Origin of the sequence: Halosubterraneus shenae (assembly GCF_050510935.1) — an archaeon.
Lineage (GTDB): Archaea > Halobacteriota > Halobacteria > Halobacteriales > Haloferacaceae > JBDGPU01.
Map to the genome: position 1 here is coordinate 220,812 of NZ_JBNLVO010000001.1, position 22,419 is coordinate 243,230.

General features: G+C 69.2%; 21 protein-coding genes. 5 read left to right on the plus strand and 16 right to left on the minus strand.

Annotated features, from left to right (window positions below):
- Positions 1 to 341 precede the first annotated feature (341 nt).
- Positions 342 to 698, minus strand: coding sequence for a DsrE family protein (locus ACQE3M_RS01005; RefSeq protein ID WP_430503602.1), 357 nt, complete (start codon positions 696 to 698; stop codon positions 342 to 344).
- A gap of 203 nt (positions 699 to 901) precedes the next feature.
- On the opposite strand from ACQE3M_RS01005, the gene ACQE3M_RS01010 reads away from it, so the two are divergent.
- Positions 902 to 1,657, plus strand: a complete 756-nt coding sequence (locus ACQE3M_RS01010) for a coenzyme F420-0:L-glutamate ligase (protein ID WP_430503603.1) — start codon at positions 902 to 904, stop codon at positions 1,655 to 1,657.
- Between the two features lies 1 nt (position 1,658).
- Complete coding sequence (locus ACQE3M_RS01015) at positions 1,659 to 2,642, plus strand: 5,10-methylenetetrahydromethanopterin reductase (protein ID WP_430503604.1); 984 nt, start codon at positions 1,659 to 1,661, stop codon at positions 2,640 to 2,642.
- A gap of 63 nt (positions 2,643 to 2,705) precedes the next feature.
- Here the strand turns inward: ACQE3M_RS01015 and ACQE3M_RS01020 are convergent, their stop codons facing one another.
- The 3 genes from ACQE3M_RS01020 to ACQE3M_RS01030 form a co-directional block, all read right to left on the minus strand.
- Positions 2,706 to 3,782 (minus strand): DUF7972 family membrane protein, encoded by a 1,077-nt coding sequence (locus tag ACQE3M_RS01020; RefSeq protein ID WP_430503605.1) that lies wholly within the window; start codon positions 3,780 to 3,782, stop codon positions 2,706 to 2,708.
- Between the two features lie 69 nt (positions 3,783 to 3,851).
- Positions 3,852 to 4,478: a DUF7979 domain-containing protein gene (locus ACQE3M_RS01025; protein WP_430503606.1), complete on the minus strand. Its 627-nt coding sequence runs from the start codon at positions 4,476 to 4,478 to the stop codon at positions 3,852 to 3,854.
- A gap of 119 nt (positions 4,479 to 4,597) precedes the next feature.
- Complete coding sequence (locus tag ACQE3M_RS01030; RefSeq protein ID WP_430503607.1) at positions 4,598 to 4,831, minus strand: hypothetical protein; 234 nt, start codon at positions 4,829 to 4,831, stop codon at positions 4,598 to 4,600.
- Between the two features lie 256 nt (positions 4,832 to 5,087).
- Here ACQE3M_RS01030 and ACQE3M_RS01035 point away from each other — a divergent pair, with 256 nt between their 5' ends.
- A complete protein-coding gene (locus ACQE3M_RS01035) occupies positions 5,088 to 6,854 on the plus strand; it encodes a site-2 protease family protein (protein WP_430503608.1) in 1,767 nt (588 codons plus the stop codon).
- A gap of 38 nt (positions 6,855 to 6,892) precedes the next feature.
- Here the strand turns inward: ACQE3M_RS01035 and ACQE3M_RS01040 are convergent, their stop codons facing one another.
- The 9 genes from ACQE3M_RS01040 to ACQE3M_RS01080 all read right to left on the minus strand — a co-directional run bounded on the left by ACQE3M_RS01040 (position 6,893) and on the right by ACQE3M_RS01080 (position 17,420).
- Positions 6,893 to 7,441: a PadR family transcriptional regulator gene (locus tag ACQE3M_RS01040; protein WP_430503609.1), complete on the minus strand. Its 549-nt coding sequence runs from the start codon at positions 7,439 to 7,441 to the stop codon at positions 6,893 to 6,895.
- 211 nt (positions 7,442 to 7,652) lie between these two features.
- Positions 7,653 to 7,943 carry a hypothetical protein gene (locus ACQE3M_RS01045; RefSeq protein ID WP_430503610.1) on the minus strand — a complete coding sequence of 97 codons (291 nt, stop codon included), beginning with the start codon at positions 7,941 to 7,943 and terminating at the stop codon, positions 7,653 to 7,655.
- Between the two features lie 222 nt (positions 7,944 to 8,165).
- The gene (locus tag ACQE3M_RS01050; protein ID WP_430503611.1) at positions 8,166 to 9,716 is read right to left on the minus strand and encodes a heme-binding protein; all 1,551 of its coding nucleotides are present in this window, start codon (positions 9,714 to 9,716) and stop codon (positions 8,166 to 8,168) included.
- 1,032 nt (positions 9,717 to 10,748) lie between these two features.
- The gene (locus tag ACQE3M_RS01055; protein WP_430503612.1) at positions 10,749 to 11,960 is read right to left on the minus strand and encodes a threonine synthase; all 1,212 of its coding nucleotides are present in this window, start codon (positions 11,958 to 11,960) and stop codon (positions 10,749 to 10,751) included.
- A 94-nt stretch (positions 11,961 to 12,054) separates the two neighbouring features.
- On the minus strand, positions 12,055 to 13,215 hold the full coding sequence (locus ACQE3M_RS01060) for a DUF8054 domain-containing protein (protein WP_430503613.1): 1,161 nt from the start codon (positions 13,213 to 13,215) through the stop codon (positions 12,055 to 12,057).
- An 89-nt stretch (positions 13,216 to 13,304) separates the two neighbouring features.
- Positions 13,305 to 14,897: a tryptophan--tRNA ligase gene (locus ACQE3M_RS01065; RefSeq protein ID WP_430503614.1), complete on the minus strand. Its 1,593-nt coding sequence runs from the start codon at positions 14,895 to 14,897 to the stop codon at positions 13,305 to 13,307.
- Positions 14,898 to 14,983: 86 nt separating this feature from the next.
- Positions 14,984 to 16,150 (minus strand): tRNA-intron lyase, encoded by a 1,167-nt coding sequence (gene endA / locus ACQE3M_RS01070; RefSeq protein WP_430503615.1) that lies wholly within the window; start codon positions 16,148 to 16,150, stop codon positions 14,984 to 14,986.
- A 93-nt stretch (positions 16,151 to 16,243) separates the two neighbouring features.
- Positions 16,244 to 17,029 (minus strand): topoisomerase DNA-binding C4 zinc finger domain-containing protein, encoded by a 786-nt coding sequence (locus ACQE3M_RS01075; RefSeq protein ID WP_430503616.1) that lies wholly within the window; start codon positions 17,027 to 17,029, stop codon positions 16,244 to 16,246.
- Between the two features lie 115 nt (positions 17,030 to 17,144).
- Positions 17,145 to 17,420, minus strand: a complete 276-nt coding sequence (locus tag ACQE3M_RS01080; RefSeq protein WP_430503617.1) for a hypothetical protein — start codon at positions 17,418 to 17,420, stop codon at positions 17,145 to 17,147.
- A 159-nt stretch (positions 17,421 to 17,579) separates the two neighbouring features.
- Here ACQE3M_RS01080 and ACQE3M_RS01085 point away from each other — a divergent pair, with 159 nt between their 5' ends.
- Positions 17,580 to 18,512: a winged helix-turn-helix domain-containing protein gene (locus ACQE3M_RS01085; RefSeq protein WP_430503618.1), complete on the plus strand. Its 933-nt coding sequence runs from the start codon at positions 17,580 to 17,582 to the stop codon at positions 18,510 to 18,512.
- Between the two features lie 60 nt (positions 18,513 to 18,572).
- On the plus strand, positions 18,573 to 19,217 hold the full coding sequence (locus ACQE3M_RS01090) for an HAD family hydrolase (protein ID WP_430503619.1): 645 nt from the start codon (positions 18,573 to 18,575) through the stop codon (positions 19,215 to 19,217).
- A 78-nt stretch (positions 19,218 to 19,295) separates the two neighbouring features.
- Here ACQE3M_RS01090 and hisS read toward each other — a convergent pair whose 3' ends face one another.
- The 3 genes from hisS to ACQE3M_RS01105 form a co-directional block, all read right to left on the minus strand.
- A complete protein-coding gene (gene hisS, locus ACQE3M_RS01095; protein WP_430503620.1) occupies positions 19,296 to 20,600 on the minus strand; it encodes a histidine--tRNA ligase in 1,305 nt (434 codons plus the stop codon).
- Between the two features lie 97 nt (positions 20,601 to 20,697).
- Positions 20,698 to 21,291, minus strand: a complete 594-nt coding sequence (locus ACQE3M_RS01100) for a DUF7411 family protein (RefSeq protein WP_430503621.1) — start codon at positions 21,289 to 21,291, stop codon at positions 20,698 to 20,700.
- Positions 21,292 to 21,294: 3 nt separating this feature from the next.
- Positions 21,295 to 21,651 carry a DNA-binding protein gene (locus tag ACQE3M_RS01105; RefSeq protein ID WP_430503622.1) on the minus strand — a complete coding sequence of 119 codons (357 nt, stop codon included), beginning with the start codon at positions 21,649 to 21,651 and terminating at the stop codon, positions 21,295 to 21,297.
- Positions 21,652 to 22,419 lie beyond the last annotated feature (768 nt).

Genomic DNA, 22,419 nt, shown 5'->3' on the forward strand with positions numbered 1-22,419 from the left:
CGTTTCAGTCACACAGGGTCCCAGCAGTTCCAGTCGAGGTGGTGGTTACTCCCGGGTATTGAAAGGGCGGCTCGGGGTAAACCCATCGTCACAAGGGGCTCGGTGGGGGTAACTGCTCGTCACTGCCGCCTGTCGATACTACCGGTTCGACCGGTTTTAGTCGTGCGGTTCCGTGCCTTCGACAGTATCGACGTCGCCAGCTGCATCGTTACGCGCCTCGCTGGCGACGAAGAACGACGCGGCGCCGAGGAACGGGCGCCGCGCGGGTACGTGAAGGCGGTCGTCGGCGGCGACGACCGAATACGCGCGGGGGAATGTCGGCCGCGCGACGGCAGAACGGCTTAGAACGTGAGGATCTCGTAGTCGTCGTCGACGAGCTCGCGGATGCTCGGGTGGCCCTCGTAGTCGGCGAGGCGCGCGAGGCCGGCCTGGTCGACGGCGTCGCCGACGTCGAAGGCAGTCGCACAGTGGTCACAGACGGAGACCTCGTCCTTGACCGCAGCGTAGAGGTCGTGGTAGTCGAACTCCTCGTCCTCGAGCTTCGGGATCCACGTCGTGCCCGCGCCGTCGAAGATGATCTCGACCTCGTCGCCGTCGGTCTCGGCGAACTCCTTGGCGGCCTCGAGGCCGTTGACGACGCGACCAGTGTTCTCGTGTCCTTCCGCTTCTGCCAGAATAACGATCGCTGCTTTTGCCATTGCACTCGATCGAAGGGCCGTGACGGTTGTAAGGGGGACGGGGTCGTGCGTTGGCGGCGAGCAGGTGGGGCCATGGTAGCGCCCACCATGGAGTATCGGTACCGCCGAGGCCCGACCGGGAACGGTATGCGAACCAGCCCGGACCACCGGCGGCACGGGCCACTACCGGCGGAGTTTTTGACCGTCGCCGCCCACACGCGCACATGGAACTGTTTGCCGTCCCGGACCTCCCGGAGATCCGGGCGGGTGACGACCTCGCGGCCCTGATCGACGAGCGCGTCGACCTCCGCGCGGACGACGTCGTCGTCGTCGCGAGCACCGTCGTCTCGAAGGCGGAAGGGCGCACGCGGGACCTCGCGGACTTCCCCCCGAGCCCTCGTGCCCGCGAGATCGCCGACCGGCTCGAGTCGATCGCCGGCGAGGAGAAGGACCCGCGGTTCGCGCAGGCGGTCCTCGAGGAGTCCACGGAGCTGGTGATGGAGGCGCCCTTCTTGCTGACCGCGACCCGGTTCGGCCACATCGGGGTCAACGCGGGCATCGACCGCTCGAACGTCCCCGGCGGCGACCTCCTGTTGCTGCCAGAGCGGCCCGCCGAGAGCGCCGAGCGGATCCGCGAGGGGCTCCCGGCTGACCGCGTCGTCGTCAGCGACACCTGTGGGCGCCCGTTCCGGCACGGCCAGCGCGGCGTCGCCATCGGGTGGGCCGGAATGCCCGCCGCGCGCGACTGGCGCGGCGAGGCGGACCGCGACGGCCGCGAGATGGGCGTCACCGTGCAGAACGTCGTCGACGAGCTGGCGTCGGCCGCGAACCTCGTCGCCGGCGAGGGCGCCGGCGGCACCCCAGTCGTCGTCGTCCGCGACTGGGCGTTCGGCGACCACGAGGGATCGGACGCGCACTTCCGCGACGTCGAGGGCGACTTCGTGCGGCAGGCGCTGCGCGACTGGGAGTACGAGGCATAACATGTTCGGCATCGAACTCACCCCGGAACACGAGCTGGACCGCATGGTCGCCCTCGGCGAGCGCGCCGAGGCGGCCGGCTACGACACCGTCTTCTCGACGTGTCACTACAACAACCGCGACCCCTGGGCGTTCCTCTCGCGGCTCGCCGTCGCCACCGACGAGGTCGCGCTCGGGCCCGGCGTCGCCAACCCGCTGGAGACCCACCCCGTCACGCTCGCCTCGAAGCTCGCGACGCTGGACGAGGCCTCCGACGGCCGCGCCGTCTACGGCATCGGCCCGGGCGACCCCTCGACGCTCGCGAACCTCGGGCTCGCCGACGACCGAGGGCTCCGCCCCGTGCTGGAGGCGTTCAAGACGGCCCAGCAGCTCTGGGCCGGCGAGCGCGTCGACCACGACGGCACCTTCCAGGCGACCGACGCTGGCCTCAACTACGAACCGCCACAGGGCGCGAACATCCCCGTCGTCGTCGGCGGCGAGGGCCCGCACATGTGCCGGATGGCCGCGAAACACGCGGACGGACTCCTCTACAACGGCTCGCACCCGAAGGACCTCGCCTGGGCCCGCGACCAGGTCGACGACGGACTCGCCGACCGGCCTGACCACCGCGGCGACTTCGACCTGATCGCGTACTCGGCCGTGAGCATCGCCGAGGAACCCGAGGCCGCCCGCGAAGCCGCCCGGCCGGCCGTGGCGTACATCACCGCGAGCGCCGCGCCACCGGTGCTCGCCCGTCACGGCGTCGACCGCGCGACCGCCGAGGCCATCGGCGACGACATCAGCGCCGGCGAGTTCTCCGCGGCCTTCGACGCGGTGACCGACGAGATGATCGACGCGTTCTGTATCGCCGGCACGCCCGCGGACGTCCGCGAGCGCGCCGAGGCCCTCGCCGAGTACGCGGACGGGCTCGTCGTCGTCTCCCCGCTCGGTCCTGACCTGGAGCAGGCGGTCGACCTCGCGGCCGACGCCGTCGGCGACGTGTTCTGAGGCGTCGATTCGGTTGGGCGTCGATACAGTTGGGGTTCACAGCAGGGGCCGCGGTACGGGACGCTACCCGTCGTCGTCCGCGTTGCCGGCGTCGAGGCCCGTCTCGTAGTCCCCCGTCTCCTCCCGGTCCGTCTCCCGGAGCAGGAACGAGCCGATGGAGAGCGTCCGCTTCGTGATCGTCGCGATGCGGGCGACGTAGGCGAGGAGGACGAGGAACGGGAGCAGCGCGAGCGCAACGGCGGCGCTGACGACGAGGACCGACAGCGGCACGCCAGCGACGGTGCCGGTCACGGTCGCCGGCTCGAAGTACAGCGTCATCGACGCCGCGACGAGTAGCGCCGGCAGTGCGGCGAGGAGGATCGCCCGCGAGAGGTCGATCAGCGCCGACTGGAAGTACAGCGTCTTGAAGTGCTCCCTGGCGGGGCCGAACAGCTCCAGCGTCTCGACGAGGTCGTCGAGCGCGGTCTCCTGCGGTTCGGACAACTGGCCGCTGTACTCGGCTCGGAGTCGACGCGCACGATAGATCTTCAGCGAGTAGTTGAAGTCGAGCACCGCGGACATCACCTCGAACGTGCCGAACTGGGCGTCAGCCAGCCGGTCCGCGACGTGGCCCGCGTCCCGATCCACCGACTCCGCGAGGGTCGTCACCTGGTTCCGGAGCGGGCCGTCGCTTTCCCCTTCCTCGTCGACCCCCTCGCGGAGCGTCGCGGCGTGCTCGCGCGTCGTCTCCAGCAGCGTGCCGAGGAACGCCGCGGGCTCGGGTGGGCTGACGCCCTGGTCGAGAAGGCCCTCGGCGTCGCGGCGGAACGCCATCGCCTCCTCCATCCGCTCGCGCTGGTCGCCGACGGCCCCGAGCTCCTGGGAGAGCACCAGCTGGTTCAGCGTGAGCACCAGCGTGACGCCCGTAATCGTCGCGCCGGTGAGCGACTCGAAAGTCGCCTCGACGGGGTCTCCCCGCTCGAGCAGCGCCGTCGCGTTCGGCAGGGCGGTCCCGACGGCGACGAGGACCGCGAATAGCGCCGCGAACAGCAGGGCGGCGACGACCAGCCGGTTCGCCTCGACGACGAGCCAGAACGTCGCCCGGCTCCTTGCCGACCGTCCACCCATCGTCTCGGCCGCGCCCGGCTCGTCGTTCGACATACAGGGAATTCCCGCGGCTTCACTGATAATTGTGGGGACCGAGTGGCCGGGTATCTGCGGCGTGGCGGGCTACTCAGCTTCGGTCTCGACGGGGTCGAATAGCGCCGCGGCCGCCGGTGCGGCGATGCTCACGGCCAGCACGGCCACGAGCAACGCCACCCAGAGCTTGCGACCGAACGCACAACAGAGGAGCCGCTCGTAGAGCCGGAGCCCGAGCAGCGGCAGTGCGGAGAGCCCGAGCCCAACGGAGTACGCCGGCGCCCCGAGGTAGTAGAGGGTCGCGCCGGCGAGAGCGACGACGACCGCGACGCCGCGAAGGAGCGTCTGAAAGAGGAGCTGGACGTCCAGCCCGCCGGTGTAGGTCTCGACGCGGTAGTACGTCGACTCCTGCCGGACGTAGAAGACGTCCTCGCCGAGCCCCGACGTGTCCGTGTACTCGAACTTCTCCGGGCCCTCGCCGTAGAGCGTAACGTCGCCGTCGGCCGACGCTGCGCCCTCGTCGATGACGCGTTTTCCGTCGGGCGATAGCGACTCGTAGTCGATCACGCTCGCTTCGTCCGGGACCTCGGCCGCGGGAACCTCGTCGACGGTGTGCGGGTACTTCGTCTCGCCCGCGTGCGGGAAGAGCGGCCCCGACCCGACGAGCAAGAGGACCGCGACGGCGACGGCGAACGCCCGGGGGATGCGGTCGTCCACGGAGAATGGTGCGAGAGGATTGATAAATACTTTCGGGGGTGAAACAAACCCCGGCGGAGCGCGACGGACGGCGCGTCGTGGTTGGGTCGGGACTGTCGGGTCCGGGTCCGGGTCCGTCCTCAGTCAGCCTGGCCCTTGCCGATCGTCGGCAGCTCGACGCCGAACTCGGCCGCGAGCGCGCCCAGCGCGAGGTAGCCGAGGGCGGCGACGGCGCCCACGACGAACAGTTGCCCGACGATGAACGAGACGGCGGTGAGCGGGTCGACGGCGAGGACGACTTTCTGGACGAAGATGAAAAGCAGCTCGACGACGTTGCTGAGCAGTTCGAGGATGAACTCCGCTGGCGTAACCATGTCGCGGTCTTAGCGGGGGTGGTACTTGTGTGTTGATACCTCCCGCTATCGGTTTGGGGCGCGGACGGGCGACGGCTTGATCCGAACCGTCTCCGCCGACCGCCCGCCGTCGACAGCTCTCCGCCGACCGCTCTCCGCCAACCGCCCTCCGCCAACCGCCCTCCGCCGCCCGCCCGCCGCCGACCGCCCGACCGCAGGCCGGCGCTGAGTGGCGGAACCGAACGTCTTTCCCGGGGCGGTCCCGAAGCTTCCGGCGATGAACACCCTGCTGTGGGTCCTCACCGGGATCCTCGCGTACACCGCGGCCGCAATGTGGTTGCGCAACCGGGGGCTGCTCCCGGACGCCGTGCAGCTCTCCGGCCCCCTCACGACGATCCACACGAAGCGTGGGCGCGTCCTCCTCGACCGGCTCGCCCGCCCAAAACGGCTCTGGCGAGCGATCGCCAACGTCGGCGTCGGCGTCACCCTCGTGATCATGGTCGGCTCGTTCGTCGTCCTCATCCTCAACGCCATTCAGGTGCTGACGAACCCGCCGGCGCCGACCGGGATCAACACGCCGCAGAACGTGCTGATCATCCCCGGCGTCAACGAGTTCCTCCCGCTGACGGTCGCCGTCGAGATCGTCGCGGGCCTGCTCGTCGCGCTCGTCGCCCACGAGGGCGCCCACGGGCTCCTCTGTCGCGTCGAGGGCATCGACATCGACTCGATGGGCGTCGCGCTGTTCACGCTGATCCCCATCGGCGCCTTCGTCGAACCCGACGAGGAGTCGACCCAGAAGGTCGACCGCGGCGGCCGCACGCGGATGTTTGCGGCCGGCGTCACGGCCAACTTCGTCGTCGTCATCCTCGCGTTCCTGTTGCTGTTCGGCCCCGTCGCCGGCGCGATCTCCGTCGCTGCCGGCGCGCCCGTCGGCGGGTCCTATCCCGGCTCGGCCGCCGAGGACGCCGGCATCGGCGCCGGTGACCGCATCGTCGCCGTCGACGGGACCGCGGTCGAGGACGCCGACGACCTCCGCGAGACGCTGATCGAGAATCCCAATGAGCAAGTCTCCGTCACGCTCGCGAACGGCACGGAGCGACAGGTCACCCGCGAGCTGCAGGCGACCGGCGTCGCCGAGCCATCGCCGTTTGCGGGCGAGAACGGACTCACGGTCAACGACACTATCGTCGCGGTCGACGGCACCGACGTGCGGACCGAGGCTGGCTTCCGCAACGCGGTCGGCGACGAGGCGGTCGTCACGCTGGAAACCGAAAGCGGAAAGACGGTCACCGGCCCGGTCGGCGTCCTCGTCGGCGTCGTCGCGGACGGCCCCTTCGCCGGGGCGGGCGCGCCGGCGGGCGACCACCTCGTCGTCACGTCGGTCGGCGGCGAGCGCGTCTACGACTACCGCGACCTCTCCGGGGTGCTGGCGTCCCACCAGCCCGACGACGAGGTAACCGTCGTCGCCTACGCGGACGGCGAACGACAGGAGTACACGGTCACGCTCGGCAGCCAGAGCGGGCCGGAAGACGCCTACCTCGGCATCTTCCCGTCCGAAGGGTTCAGCGGCGTCACGGTCGACAGCCTGGGGATCACGACGTACCCCGCCGACCGCTTCCTCTCGATGCTGAGCGGCACGGCCAGCGACTCGTTCCTCGGTACGGTCCTGCTGATCACGGTGCTGCCGTTCCTCTCGGTCGTCGACCCGAGCATCGAGTACAACTTCGCCGGGTTCGTCGGCGCGAACGCGCCGTTCTACGAGGTCACGGGCGCGCTGGGCGCGCTCGGGGAGCCCGTGGTCTTCATCGGCGCGAACCTGCTGTTCTGGACCGGCTGGATCAACCTCCAGCTCGCCTTCTTCAACTGCATCCCGGCGTTCCCGCTCGACGGCGGCCGGATCCTCCGGACCGGGACGGAAGCGGTGACCGCTCGGCTCCCGATCGAGGCGAAACCACAGCTCACGCAAGCGATCACGACCGGCATCGGCCTGACGATGCTGGCCGCGTTACTACTGATGCTGTTCGGGCCGCAGCTGCTGAACTGAGGGGGTAAAAACCGGTTCCGGCACCGTCGCCGGCGACGTTATTCGCCGTCGCTGTTCTCGCCGCTGTCGCCGCCGATCTCCGACTCGTACTTCTCGTGGAACTCATCGGGGGTGAGGTCGATCCGCTCGAACTCGCCGAAGTCGCGCTCGTGGTGGCGGATCATCTGCTCGACGATCCAGGCGCTGTACGTCTCGGAGAAGCACCACTCCTCGGGGTGCGTCTCGACCCGGTAGCGGTCGTCCGTGCCCAGCGCGGCGTAGAGGTGATAGAACCCGAGGATGACGTCCGCGAAGTCGCGGGCCTTGCCGCCGACTTCCGCGCGCTTCTCGGCGAGCTCCTCCCGGCCGGCGTCGGTGATGGCGAAGTACTTGCGGTCGGGCTCGTCCTCGCGCTCGATGCGCTGGGTCCAGCCCTTCTCCTCGAACTTGTGCAGGATCGGGTAGACGGTGCCGTAGGAGGGTTCCCAGTGGCCGCCGCTGAGGTCGTTGATCTCGCCGAGCAGCTCGTAGCCGTATCGGGGTTGCTCCTGCAGTAGCTCCAGGACGAGAAACGAGATGAGTCCCTTCGGCGGCCCGCTTTTACGCATCAGACGCTGGTTTCGCTGGTCGCTGGGAAAGGATTTCGGTGGGGGCAGTCGTTGGTGTTAACTCACAGGTGAGAACGTTCTGAGGGCGACCCAGTTGCCAATAGCGACTACCCTTCACCTCCTCAGCGGTGATGGACGGTGTCGGTGGGGATCCGACGTCGCGGCGGTTCGACCCGCCGCGAGGGTTCTCCCAGCAACCGAAACCGGTGTGTCAGTCGGAAATGACGGCAATTCTAAGCGCGTTCACGAGGACGGCGAACAGGTAAGTGTACAGTATCCCGATTCCGGCAGCCAGCGGCGCACACGCCAAGGTGGTACAGCCGAATAGCATCGACGTCTGCCGTCCAAGTTCGAGGAAGGGCCAGACGTAGGGATTATGCAGGACAGCTATCGAATAGGCGAACCCGCCGAGCAGGAGCAGGAAGATACCCCCGACCCATCGATTCACGAACAGGTGCCGCCAGCCGACGTCGTCGATAAACTCGAACGTTGCTTTGCTCACAGGGATCATACCGGTGACAGCTGGTATAAATTCACCCTCAATTTCGAGAAACGACTTTGCTGCTGGTCGCTGGAGAGGGGAAGTCGCCTACGCGGAGCTGAAGCGATCGCTCGCGAGTATCCCGACGATAGAGCCAGCTACACTGCGGGAAAAGCGCCCTTCATCGAGCGCGTCCTTGCAGACACGCTGTAATCGGTTGGATGGGGACGGTCTCCGGCGCGGTTAGGCCAGGAAGACGTGTCGCGGGCGGTCCGCGAGCACGTCGCGGCCGAAGGAGACGGTCTCCTCGAACGCGTCCGTCCGGAAGAACTCCATCGCGTCGCCCTTCGAGTCCCACTGGCTGGCGATGAACATGTCGTTCTCGTCCTCGACGTTCACCATCAGGTCCGTCTCCTGGTGGCCCTCGAAGTCGGCGAGGAGCTCGCCGACGGCGTCGAACTGCTCGTGGAAGTCTTCGTTGTACTCGGGCTTGACGGAGTAGAACATCCCCATCGTGCCGAAGCCGGACTCCTCGCCGGCGCGGGCGACGATGCCCGGCAGCTCCGAGAGGAAGCCCGCGGCGGTCTCGGCGGCGCTCGACGTGTCCCAGATGGAGACGACAGCGGCGCGGTCGCGGTTGCGCGCCTCGTAGACGGCCGTCTTGACGTGGGTGTCGTAGTGGTCGAAGTTGCCGCGGAGCCCCTCGACCTCCTCGAACAGCTCGTCGGTGTCCGCCTCGGAGTAGAGGACCGTCGCGTACACGTCCTCGCCGTGCGGCTGGCCGGCGTAGATGTCCAGGTCCTCGAGCTCGCCGCGGATCGACTCGTCGTCGGTCTCGGGTTCGGCATCCCCGTCGCCGTGGCCGCCGTGGCCGCTCTCGCCACCGCTCTCTCCGTGCGGATGGTCGCCCGTCCCGCTCTCGCCCTCCTCGCCGTGTGGATGGTCGCCGTGGGCCGCGCCGCCGGTGCCGTGGCCCGCGCGCTCGGCCTGGCTCGCGCGGCCGTCGTGGTCGCTCGTGGGGACCTTGTCGCCGGCGAGGAACGCCGCGAGGTCCGTCGGCGGGAAGCGGCGGCCGACGTAGAACTGGCCGAACTCCCCGTACTTCGAGGTCGCCTCGTCGAAGCGCATGTCGTAGACGATGTCCTTGATGTCGGTCGGGTCCGAGCCGAACAGCGTGACGCCCCACTCGTGGTCGTCGAAGCCGACGGAGGAGGCGATCACTTGCTTGATCTTCCCGGCGTAGTCCCGGCCCGTGTCGCCGTGGCTCGCCATGAGGTCCGCGCGCTCCTCGAAGGAGAGGTCGTACCAGTTGTACTCCTCGCCGCGGCGCTTGCTCATCGGGTAGAAGGAGACGTACTCGTCGTCCGGGATCTCCGGCTTGAGCTTCCCCTCGATGTAGCGGCGAAGTCCCTCGTCGATCTCCTCCTCGTTGCCCTCGAAGTACTCGTCGGAGACGTAGCCCGAGACCTCCGTCACGGAGACGTACGAGGTCGCGCGCTCGGTGAACGCCGCGAGCGCGGTGTCCTCGAACCGGCGCTCGATCGCGGAGACGTCGTCGAGCTCGGGGCGGAAGTGGACGAACAGCAGGTCCGCCTTGTCGCCAACGACCGAGAACACGGCGGAGTCGCCGGCGTCGGCGTCGACGACGGCCTCGCGGTCGCGGAGGAACTCCTCGCCCTCCGCGATGGCGCGCTCGCGCTCGTGATCGGGTGCGTCCCGCCAGGCGTCCCAGTCGATCGTCCGGAAATCGTGCAGGACGAACCAGCCTTCCTCCGTCTGTGGAGCCTCAACCATACTCGGTGTTCGGGGTGGAGGACTTAGGGGTTTGTGAGTTAGTCCGAGTAGATTGGGTCGTTTTGCGTTTTGTCTGGGTGGTTTGCGTGTGGAACCGGGTCGGCCGTTTTTGTTTATAAACTGGATTTATAGGTGCAGACGTTGCTGCACTCGACAGCACCGCGAAAGTCCAGAAAGCCCTTAGTCGCTCTTTATAAGCAGGTTTACACAGGTGATACGGACTTGTTCCTGACAGCACCGCAAACACCTGGAAAGCCCTCGGCCGCTCGCGGTCGCTCCGCGACATATCCGCGCTCTCCGCACAGCCCGCGCGGATAGGGGTCGACGGAGCGACTCCCCTTCGGCGCGACCGGCACTCGCCCTTTCAGTCCGCCAGGCCGCGACGGCAACGGCACCACGACGGCACCGCGACCGCACAGCAACCGCAATACCTCAGTCCTCCCCAGCCTCGGCCGGGGCGCGCCGGCACCGCACAGCTCGGCGCGCCCCGCCCTCCCTCGCACGCGTTGCTCGCGCGCGCCGGCCGCCCCCGCACCGCACGCCGGACAGCCGGCGGGCGACGACCGCCGGAGAGCCGCCGCGAGCGACGCCCGGCCACCGCTCCCGGGTGGGACTGAAAGGGGCAGCCGCTGCGCGGGACGCCCTGCGACGCAAGCACCGCAACGGCGAACGAGCGAAGCGAGTGAGCCGTGAGGCGCGCAGCGAGCAGCGCGACCGGTCAGCGGCTGGGGCTTTCTGGGTGTGCCGAGTGGTGTCGACAGCGGCGATGGCCGAGTTTGTTTATAAGCGCGAGCGCTCAGTGGCCGGGGCTTCCAAGGCATACCGAGTGGTGGCGCCGTCGATGTCAGCCGATCTTGTTTTTAAGTACGACCGCTCGCCGGCTGGGGCCTTCTGGGTATGCCGAGTGGTGTCGTCACCGACGTCAGTCGAGTTCCTTTATAACCGAGACCAGCAACCACCAGCGAATCACGAAACGGCTCCGGTAACGTCGCGAACACCTCTTAAAAACCGCATTCCAACGCCCGATCCGAATCAGTCCGCGTTCTGTTCGCCCAGGTGCGCGCGGAGGGTGTCGATGTCCTTGTTGCCCGCCCCCGTATTCAGCAGCACCACGGTATCGTCCTCGCCGAACTCGCCGCGCTCGGCGAGTTCGTAGGCGCCGGAGGCGGCTGCGGCGCAGGTCGCGCCCATCTCGAGCCCCTCGCGCTTCGCGACGTCGATGGCGGCGTCGAGGATCTCCCGGTCACTGGTGGCGACGGCGCCGCCGTCCGACTCCTCGATGGCGTCGATGATGAGCGGGCTCGCGCCGGGGTCGGGGATCGCGATGCCGTTGCAGGCGGTCTGGATGTCCTCCCACTCCTCGTGGCGCTCCTTCCCCTCCTCGACCGCCTCGACGATCGGGGCACACCCCTCGGCCTGCGCGGCGTACATCGGGATGAGCTCGTCCGTCCAGCCGAGCTGCTTCGCCTCGACCGCGGCCTTGTGCATCCCGACGAGACCGACGCCGCCGCCGGTCGGGTAGACGACGGCGTCCGGGGCCTCCCAGTCGAGCTGCTCGAGGACCTCCAGCGCCATCGTCTTCTTCCCCTCGTGACGGTAGGGCGTGACGAACGTCTTCGTGGAGTACCAGTCGGGATTCTCGTCCATCCCCTCGGCGTACGCCTCGCCGGAATCGCCGATCTCGGAGTCGCCGTTCATCGGACCGACGACGTGGAGGATCCCGCCGTGGAGCTCGACGCCCGCCTTCTGGGTGAAGCCGGCGCGCTCCGGGAGGTAGACGTGCGCGTCGAGGTCCGCCTGCGCGGCGTACGCGGCCGCGGCCTGGCCGGCGTTGCCCGCGGAGTTGAGCGCGACGGTCTCCGCGCCGTGCTGGACCGCCGCGGTCATCGCCGCCGACTGCCCGCGGTCCTTGAACGTCCCCGTCGGGTTCCGGCCCTCGTCCTTCAGCAGGACGCGCCCGACGCCCATCGCGTCGGCGAGCTCCGGGCACTCGACGAGCGCCGTCGCGCCCTCGTTGAGCGACACCGCCGCGCCGGTCGGGAACGGGAGCAGCTCCTCGTAGCGCCACATCGACTCGAACGGTCGCGCGGAGAGGTCCGCGGGCGTCACGTCGACCGCGTCGTAGTCGTACGCCGGGTCGAGGATGCCGCCGCACTCCGGACAGCGGTGCGTCGCCGTCGCGGCGTCGAAGCGGTCACCGCAGTCGACACAATCGAGCCCGACGAACGCGTCGGTCGTCTGCATACCCTCCCGTTCGACGCCGGGGGTTTTGAGCGTGGCCTTGCGGCAAGCCGTTCGGGGACCGGTCGGCGAGAATCGCGCGTCGCCAGCGACGGCCTCAGCACCGCGTGAACCCGGAGTCGACGGATTTGAGGTTGCCGCCAGTCCCGGACTCGTCGCCGGCGTCGGACTCGTCGCCGGTGTCGGGCTCGTCGCCAGCGCCGGAGTTCCCCTCGTCGTTTGTCGCCTGTCCGTCGGTCGCCTCGCCGTCCGTATTCCCACCCTCCGCGGAGCCGCCTGTGGGCGCATCACCAAGCCGCTCGGGGTTGAGCTCGAGGAAGTGCGTGTCACAGTCCGCACAGCGCACCGCGAGCACGTCCCACGAGCGGCAGCAGGAGTCGACCGTGTCCTCGGTCATCCGGACCTGCCCGCCACACATCGGGCACACGTCGAGGAACGAGCGGAGCGCGCGGAGGATCGCGACGCGCTGGGCCGGGAGGATGGCGTCCCAGTCGGTCCGCTCGGCGATGACCGACGCGGCCGCCAGGTCGGCGACGAGCGCGCCCTCCGTCACCCAGGCGTTGAACTGCTCGTCGCCCGATTTGACCACGTAGCGGTTCTCGTGGCCGGGAACCAGTTCCACGTCCTCGAGGTCGAACAGCTCGGCTATCGCCGCGCACTGTGCTGCCGAGTCGTCCCGCAGCCGGTCCGCGTGGGTGGTCCACTCGTCGGCGAACGCGTCCGTGAGACAGAGGTCCTCGCGGTCGGCACACTCCTCGACGACGTCGACCGCGAGCAGCAGCGTCTGGGGGTCGACGATCCCCTTCGTCCCAGAGGCCTCGCGAGCCCGCTCGACGGCGGTGTCGTCGGTGTCGTCGACGGCGACGGCGCCGACGGCGCTGTCGATCGGGTCGTCCGCATCGCCGGTCGTGTCGTCCGCGTCGCCCACGTCCCCCGCGTCGCCCACATCCCCTGCGTCGCCGACACCGTCGACCGCGCCGCCGGCACCCACCGGCGGCTCGTCGACCTTGTCGAACCTGGCCAGCAGCCAGTCCGGGAAGTACCGTTTTGTCAACTCGGGGGTTCCGGGGACGAGGTAGCCGCGGAAGTAGATCGACCCGAGGCTGACGACGAACGCTGCCGCGCCGACCGGCGGAGCGACCACGCCGAGCCCGAGTCCGAGCGCGGCCGCGAGAACGACGTTGACGACGGTGCATGGTGTACACCGGTTCTCGCCGGTGTACGACTGGTTCTTGTAGCTGTCGAGCGCGGTTCGCATGAATTCGTTTTATATGGTGGGAAAGAAAAGGTTTTGCCAGGATCAGCCGCCGGTTTCCGCGGTCGCCCGCGAACTCGACTGCTCCGGACTCAGTGCCCGCCGCCGCCGCTCCCGCGTCGGTCGGAGTCGAGGTCGATGTCGGCGGCGTCGAGCAAGTCCTCGACCTCCTCGCGCTTCTCCTGGTGATCCTCGAGGAACTCCTTCATCAGCTCGGCGGCCTGCTCCTTGCAGCCGCCACAGAGGCGCTCGCCGTTGACGCACTCCTCGTAGACGCGCTTCGTCAGCTCGTCGTCGTCGCCGGCGAGGAGGTAGGCATACAGCTCGTAGACGGGGCAGTCGTCGGCCTCGCCGCCGAGCTCGCGCTGGAGCTCGGCCGTCTCGCGGCCGCCCGTCGTCGCCGCCTTCACCTTGTCGTAGCCGTCCTCGGGGTCGTCGAGCAGCGAGATGTGGCTCGCCGGGACCGAGGAGGACATCTTCCCGCCTGTGAGCCCGGTCATGAACCGGTGGTAGATGGAGGAGGGCTGCTGGAAGCCGAAGCCGCCGTTGTCGACCTCGACCTCGCGGGCGAGCTCCTCGGCTTCCGCCCGCGAGAGGTCGAAGGTGTCGATGTGCCCCTCGAAGACGCGCTTCTCGCCCTCGATGGACTCGATCAGGTCCTCGAACGCCTCCTCGGTCGCGTTCCGGTCGAAGAAGCGGACGCGCGGCCGGAGCGGCTCCTTGCCGGCCTCCTCGAGCTTCCGGATGGCCGAGGGCTTCGCGTCGGCCAGCTCCGGCACCGGGCCGTAGGTCTCGAGCCACTCGGCGGCGTCCTCGCAGCGAACGTCGCTTTCGCCGGCCGGGAGTGCGTCGTAGGCGGCCCGGACGAGCTGGCGTTCGTCGTCGTCCAGCTCGAAGCTGGCGAACGCCTTGGTGACCTTGAAAAAGCGGGTGCGCACGGCCAGGTCCCGCGTCAGGCGGACGTGGGGATCCTGGTCCGGGCCGACCGGGATGACGGTCGGCTTCGGCTCGTCGACGAGCTGCGGGTAGAGGATGTCCGCGGTCTGGGTGACCACGCTCTGGAGGTGCGAGATGTTCGTCTCGCCGCCGAAGTCGTAGATTGCCTCGAACTCGGAGAAGTTCGCCTTCGAGCCGAGCTCGAACGCGAGGTCCTGCACCTCGCGGTTGTCGGACTGACGGTAGAGCTCGCCGTCCTCGGGGTCGAACCCGAGCGCGAGCAGCGAGAGCAGGTAGTTGCGCGCGTGCTCGTCGATCTCGTCCCACGAGAGCCCGCGGGCGGAGTGCGCCTCGAGGTCGGCGATGAGCCCGAAGGCGTCGGCGCCCTGCTCCTGGTGCCAGATCAGTTCGTCGAAGACGAGCTTGTGGCCGATGTGCGGGTCGCCGGTGGGCATGAACCCGGACAGCGCCGCGAACGGCTCGTCGTTCCGCATCGCCTCGGCGACGGCGTCGTACTCGCGGTGACCGAAGATGACGCCGCGGCGCATCAGGTAGTGCGGGTCCGGCGTGTCGGGCAGCACCGACTCGAACTCCTCGATGCCGAACTCCTCGAACAGCTTCCGGTAGTCCGCGATCGTCTCGGATCCCCACGGGTCGAGGGCGACGTCGTCGGCTCCGGTCGCGCCGCCGTCGGCGCGCGCGTCACGCTCCGGGGCGGACTCCTCGTCCTCGTGGGTGCTGTCGCTCATACCCCTTCATCCGGCGGGTCGGCCCAAAAACCGTTCGTTCCGCTGGAGGTGTCGCGTGCGGTTCGCCGCCGTCCCCTGATGATCGGCTACGGCGTCAGCCGGCCGATCTCGACGTACTCGATCTCGTCCGCCGCGCCGTCGCCGCCGCGGACGCCGTTGCCGTCGCCCTCGACGAGCGCGAACAGCATCCGCTTGCGCACGCCGCCCGCGAGGCGTACGTCCAGCGAGAGCTCGCGGGGCTCGAAGGTGTGGTCGGCCTGGACGACGCGGACGAGGTGTTCGGAGTGCGGGAGGTCCTCGACGGTCTCGACGTCGCGGTAGGTCCGGAAGTCGGCGCCGAACTTGAACCCCGTTTTGGGAACCAGGTCGCGGCCGCGCAGGTCCTCGTAGGTTCGCAGGCGGCGGTCGAAACGCTCGCCCTCGACGGCGCGGCCGCGGGCGACGATCGCCGCGTAATCGTCGGTCGCGTCGCTCGCCGGCGTTTCCGCGTCGTCGTCGACCGTCGCCGCCGCGGCATCGACGGTTTCGGTCAGCGCCAGCGCGCCCGCGTCCGCGAGGGCGGCGGCCTCCAGCAGCGAGAGCTGGAGCGCGCCGCCGAGGTCGCTGTCGCGCCCGGAGAGCGGCTGGCCGTAGAAGCCGTGCTGGTACAGGTCCGGCGGCGCGTCCCAGACGACCACGCGGTCCGCGAGGAGAACGCCGGCGAGCCCCGCTGGCGGCTGGTACGGCGTCGCGCCGTCGAGCTCCGGCGTCGTCGCGCCGAAGTAGGTCAGGTCGCTCTCCTCGTCGACGACCGCGAGCGTCTGGCCGGCGACGTCGGCAGCCGCGATCGTCTCGCGCTCCCCGACGACGCGAACGTGATGGGCGACCGCGCCGTCCTCCGGGTCGGAGCCGCGCTCGTAGACGACGAAGTCGACGGCGTCCGCGGCGGCGTGGCGGCCGCCCGGCCAGCCCTCGCGAGCGGGCGAGAGGTAGAAGCCCCTGTCGCGCAGATCCGAGTAGACGAGGAAGCGGACGGTGAAGCGCGTCGAGGCGGCCGCGGCCCTGACGAAGAACGCCTCGAACTCCAGGGCGTCGCCGTCGACGACGACCGCCGAGAGGTCGCCCCGGAACAGGAGGTGGGCGGCCTCGATCCGCGTGAGGGCGATCTCGTTGCCCTCGACGGGGCGCCCGTAGCCTCGCGAGTCGTGGAACCGCTGGCGGGCGTCGCCGCCGACGTGGACCGCGTCGCCGCGCAGCGTCCCTTCCGGTGTCATGGTCCGATCCGGGAGTGGACGACCTAAACGGATTGCGGTACGGGGTTGCAGCGGGGCTGTCGGCGAGGGCGCTATTCGGGGCCACTCGGCGATCTATCCGCCGCCGGCGTCGCCCTCGGCCGTTCGTTTCTCGTCGTCAACCGCTTGCCAGCGGTCGCAGGTCCCGTCGAGGCAGCGTTTCCCGGTCGGCGTCTCGAACACCGGCAGCCCGCAGGGGCAGTCGTCGACGACGACGCCGTTCGGCATCGAGAACGTCGTCTCGCAGTCGGGATAGTCGGTGCAGCCGAGGAAAACGCGGCCGGGCGCCTCCCGCACCTCGAGGTCGGCGCCGCAGTCCGGGCAGTCCCACTCGCCGTCGAAGCGCTCGGCGACGACGTCGGGGAGGCGCTCGCAGCTCGGGTCCAGGCATAGCTGGAACGGTTCGCCGCGCTCGACGCGGATCTTCGGGAGGCCGCAGTCCTCGCAGGTCCGGTCGGTGACGCTCGCTCCCGACGGGAGGCCGTAGCTGGCGTCACAAGCGAGACACACCACGTCGCCGCCGGTCCGGACCAGCGGCTCGTCGCAGTCGGGACAGGTGCCGACCTCCGTGCCCGCCTGCGTGACCGGGATCTCGCGGCCGGCCGCGCCGTCGACGGCGACGACGCGGAGCGTGCGGTCCGGCGTTCGTGCCGTGATGGAGAACCCGTCGCCGTCGGTCTCGACCGTGACCGAGTCGGGGCGCGTGAGCCACTCGACCGGCTGGTAGCCGTCGGCGTCGTGGACGAGCGTCGTGTTGTCGGGTTTCACGAGAACGACCATACGCCCGCGCTGGGTCCGGGTGCCCTCGTCGTCGAAGCTGGTGGTGCAGTCGCCGGCGAAGACGCGCATGCGATCAGGCATGGGCGCCGTTGGCCGCGGCTTCGGGTTTCAACGTCCGGCCGAAAACGGAAGTAGGGAGCCGCGGCGAATAGCGAGGGGAAATGGAGGGCCGACGCGGGGGCTGCAGTGGTACTTCTCAGCTCGCCTGCCACCGGATCGTCGGTCGCGGGGTCGGGAGCCGGGTCATGAGCGCGCGTCGCGTCCGCGGGTACAGCAGCGACAGCAGGAGCGCGCCGACGCCCAGCACGGCGGGGTCGGTCGGCTCCAGTGCCGCCAGCAGCTCCCACAGCCACAGGCCGGTCGCGACGCCCGCGACGAGGCCGACGGGCAGCAGCAGGGTCGTGAGCACGATGCTTGCGAGGGACGGCGGCCGGGCAGCGTCCGGACGCGGTCCGGAGTGGGTCGGTCTCATCTGTCTTCACGTGAACAAACGGGTGGCACCCACGTAAGTGTAATCTGAAGGATATTTTTGTACGCGCGATTACTGAAACCCGTTTCAGTAACGGGTAAAATTGTCTACAAAAGTACGGTTTGGGGAACGTTTAGGGCGCATCGGTGAGGATCTCACGGTATGAGCGAAGCCAGCGGCACCAACGATCGGGACCGACGCGGCCGCGAGGCGGACCCGGACACGATGCTGGCCTGCGACGACTGCATGTCGCCACAGGACGCCTTTTCCGTCGTGGCCAGCGAGACGCGCCTGCAGATCCTCGAGGCGCTCTGGCGCAGCGAGGACCGGCCGGTCCGGTTCTCTGAGCTCCGCCGCGAGGTCGGGATGAAAGACAGCGCGCAGTTCAACTACCACCTCGGCAAGCTCACGGACCAGTTCGTCACCCGAACTGACGAGGGCTACGACCTGAAGCACGCGGGCAAGGCCGTCGTCAGCGCCGTGCTCGCGGGGACGTTCAACGAGCAGCCGGACCTGGAGCCGTTCGACGTCGGCGACGACTGCGTCGCCTGCAGCGGGCCGCTCCGCGCCAGCTACGCGGACGAGACGCTCTCCATCGACTGCCCGGACTGCGGGAAGGCGCACGGCCAGTACGGGTTCCCGCCGGGCGGGCTCACCGACCGCGACGAGACGGAGCTGCTCCGCGCGTTCGACCAGCGCGTGCGCCACCTCCACTGTCTCGCCGCCGACGGCGTCTGCCCCGAGTGTAACGGTCGGATGGAGACCCGCCTCGTCGACGACGCCGGCGACGTGCTCGGGCTCGACGTGCGCGTCGACCACGTCTGCAGCCAGTGTCGCCACCGGCTCCACTCCTCCATCGGCCTCTCGCTGCTCGACCAGTCGCCCGTGGTCACCGTCTACCGCAACCACGGTATCGACCTCGCGCGGACGCCCTACTGGACGCTGCCGTGGTGCGTGAGCGACGAGTACACCGAGGTCGTCTCGCGGGACCCCTGGCGCGTGCGTGTGCGAATTCCGGTCGCGGACGAGGCGCTCGTCGTCACCGTCGGCGGCGACCTCGGGATCCGCGAGGTCGAAACGCGGACGGCCGACTGAGGCTGTCGCCGAGCCAGACTCCCCACACCGCTTTGTAGCCGGCGTCCCCACGCGTAGCCAATGGACGCGGTGCTCTTCGACATGGACGGCGTACTGGTCGACAGCGAGGACCACTGGCACGACGCCTACCGCGAGCGGCTCTTCCCGGCCATCCTCGCCGGCGACGACTGGCCCGACCTCGACGAGGTGACCGGGCGCTACTACCTCGACACCTACGACTTCCTCGACGCGGAGTACGAGACGGCCGTCTCGAAGGCCGAACACGAGCGCCTGTTCAACGAGGTCGCCGTCGACCTCTACGGCGAGCGCGTCTCGCTGCTCGACGGCGCCCACGAGCTGCTCGACGCCCTACGCGACGCGGGGATCCCGACCGGCCTCGTCTCCTCCTCCCCGCCGGACTGGATCGGCATCGTCAGTGACCGGTTCGACCTCGCGTTCGACGTCGTCAAATCGGTCGAGGACATCGACGGCCCCGCCAAGCCCGCCCCCGACATCTACGAGGCGGCGGCCGCCGACCTCGGCGTCGACCCCGCGGACTGCGTCGTCGTCGAGGACTCCTGGGCCGGGACGACCGCGGGCGACCGCGCGGGCGCGTTCGTCGTCGCGATTCGGGGGGAGCACAACGCCGAGACGGACCTGACGGCGGCCGATATCGTCGTCAACTCGCCCGACGACCTGCGGACGGTACTGCTCGAACGGCTGTAGCCGCGCCGCTCTCGAATCGGGCGGGTCGCAGCCCTCACTGTCGATCCCGAAAATACAACGCCGACCGCAGCGACCTCGCTACTCGTAGTCCTCGTACGTCGGCCGCCCCTCCTCGGGCGGGAACTCGTCGACGGGGACGGTCGTCTGGTCGCCGCTCGCCATGTCCTTGATGGTGATCTCGTCGTTCTCGAGGTCGCGCTCGCCGACGATGACGACGGTCTCGGCGTTGATCGAGTCGGCGTACCCCATCTGGGAGCCGAAGCCGCGGTCGGCGACGTCGGTCTCGACGACGTGGCCGAGGTCGCGGAGGTCGCCGGCGATTTCCGCCGCCTCGGACCGCGTGTCGCCGACGGTGAGCACGAAGTAGTCCGTCGTCAGCTCCTCGTCGGGCCAGACGCCGGCGCGCTGGCAGAGTAGCTGGAGGGGGGCGTGGCCGGGCGCGACGCCGACGGCGGGGGTCGGCTGGCCGCCGAAGCTCTCGATGAGGTCGTCGTAGCGCCCGCCGCCGAAGACGGAGCGGGAGACGTCGCCGGTGGAGTCGAAGCACTCGAAGACGACGCCGGTGTAGTAGTCGAGCCCGCGGGCGGTCGTCAGGGAAACGTCACAGAACTCGCGCGCGCCGAAGTCCTCGGCAGCGTCGAGCACGTTCCGGAGGTTCGCGACCGCGTCCTCGACGTCCTCGCCGCCCGCGTCGGCGACGGCGTCGAGGTCGCCGCTGGCGATGAGGTCGTCGAACTCGCGGGCGACGTCGCGGTCGAGGCCGGCGTCCGCGAGCAGGCCGAAGTACTCGCCCTCGTCGACCTTGGCGCGCTTGTCGACCGCGCGGATCGCGTTCTGGGTGTCAACCGCCTCGGGGTCCTCGGCCAGCGCGCGGAGGAGCCCGCCGAGGATGTCGCGATGGGAGACGCGGAACTCGAAGTCGTCGCCGGTGAGCCCGAGCGAGGTGAGCGCGTCCGCCGCGAACGCGAGGATCTCGGCGTCGGCCTCGGGCTCCTCGGAGCCGAAGATGTCGACGTTGGTCTGGTAGAACTCGCGGAAGCGACCCTGCTGGACCTGCTCGTAGCGCCAGAACGGGCGCGTGGAGACCCACTTGATCGGCTTCGAGAGCTCCTGACCCTTGTCGACGACCATGCGCGCGACGGTCGGGGTGAGCTCCGGGGTGAGCGTCACGTCGCGGCCGCCCTTGTCCTCGAAGGCGTACAGCTCCTCGACGATCTCCTCGCCGGACTTGTCGACGTACATCTGCGTTCGCTCGAGTGCCGGGGTGGCGATCTCGCGGAAGCCGTACCGCTCCGCGGTCGCCTCGACGACGTCCGCCACCTCGCTCCGGGCGGACTGCTCGCGGGGGTAGAAGTCCCTGAACCCTTTCAGTCCCTGGTACATACACCCGGGTTCGGCCAGCGGGCGCTTGAAAGCATCCTTTCCGGTGCCGGGTCGACCGGCCTTAAAAAGCGGAGAGCGGAGAACGGAGACCGGCCCGTCAGTCCGTCCGCCCGTGGACGTACGTCTGCTCGTGATCCGGGAAGACCTCGGCGACGGCGCCGGCGCCGTGCTCCTCGACGAGCAGCGCGCGGAGCTCGCCCTCGTAGTCGGCCTTCGGGATCTCCTCGCTGGGCCCCTGTTCGACCTCGAAGGTGTCGTCGACGAGGCGGTCGACGGCGTGCCGCCCGAAGCCGGACAGCGGCGCGATGTAGTCGACGTCGTGGCGGTCCTCGAGGCTCTGCGCCTGCGCGCGGGAGATGGTCGGCACGCGGTCGTCACGGCGCGTCCCGTCGGCGATGGCGTCGACGTCGAGCTCGGCGATCGTCTCGAGTGCGTGCTCGTGGACGCGCTGGATGCCGTTCCGCGGGAAGCCGTCCTCCTGCATCAGCTCGACGGCCTCGCCGGCGACGTCCTGGTCGAGCTCGACGGTGTCGAAGGGGAACCCGAGCGACTCGGCTGCGGCTTCGGCGTGTTCGTAGTCGTCAGTGAGCCCGAACGTGCCGGTCACGCAGCGGACGTCGTAAAAGCGGTCGAGCAGCAGCGCTGCCAGCGAGGAGTCCTTCCCGCCGCTGTACAGAAGCGCCAGCTCCATCCGCTATCGGTGGTGGATGTCGAAGCTCTTCTGGTCCGGCTGGAGCTCGCGGAGCAGCTCCTTCATCTGCTCTTCGTCGATCCGCCCCTGCACGCGACCGCTCTGGGCGAGCGCCGCGACCTGCTGTTTGACCTTCTTGGCGAACTGCGGTTTCGACATCTCGACGGCGTTGAGCCGCTGCCGAGCGTCGTCCGTCAGGTGCTGTTTGAGGACGGCCTCCTGCTGCGCCTCGGCCTGCTCGCGGGCAGCCTCCTGCTGCTGTTGCGCGTCGCCGCCGCCCTGCTGGGCGCGCTCCTGTAGCTCCTGGCGCTTCTGCTCGCGGAGCTCTTCCAGCCGTTCGTCGTCAGGATTGCCGCTCATAGTTATCAAGTGCTTATCGCTACTCCGGAAAAACCATTTCGGAGCGACGGGGTTCGACTGGCTCGGCCGTGCAACCGGTCGAAATCGACTCTTATCGCGGCCGATGTTGGAGGTGCGTGCGATATTTATATACTCTTATAAATAATCGATGGCGCACCGGGCGACGTGGTGATTCTGCTTTGCGTTCGCTCCCCTTGCGCAGTCCCTCTCTTCGGTTGACCGGGTATCGTCGCCAGTGACACCACTCAGCATGCCCAGAAAGCTCCAGCCGCTGAGCGGTCGCATTTATAAACAAATCCGGTTGATTTCGCGGGTGACACAACTCGGTATACCCAGAAAGCCCCAGCCGCTGAGCGGTCGCATTTATAAACAAATCCGGTTGATTTCGCGGGTGACATCACTCGGTATACCCAGAAAGCCCCAGCCGCTGAGGCGGTCGCGCTGCTCGCTGCGCTCCTCACCCGGCTCGCTCCCTCACTTCGTTCGGTCGCTCGCCGGGTTGCGGTGCTTCCTTCGCAGGGCTTCCCGCTCAGCGGCTGCCCCTTTCAGTCCCACCCGGGAGTGGTAGCCGGGCGTGGCTCGCGGCGGCTCTTCGGCCGTCGACGCTCGCCAGCTGTCTGGCGTTCGGTGCGAGGCGGCCGGCGCGCGCGCGCGCGAGCAACGCGTGCGAGGGAGGCCGGTGGCGCGCCGCGCGGTGCGTTGCGGGGCCGGCGCGCCCCGGCCGAGGCTGGGGAGGGCCGAGGCTTGCGGTAGCTGGGCGGTCGCGGT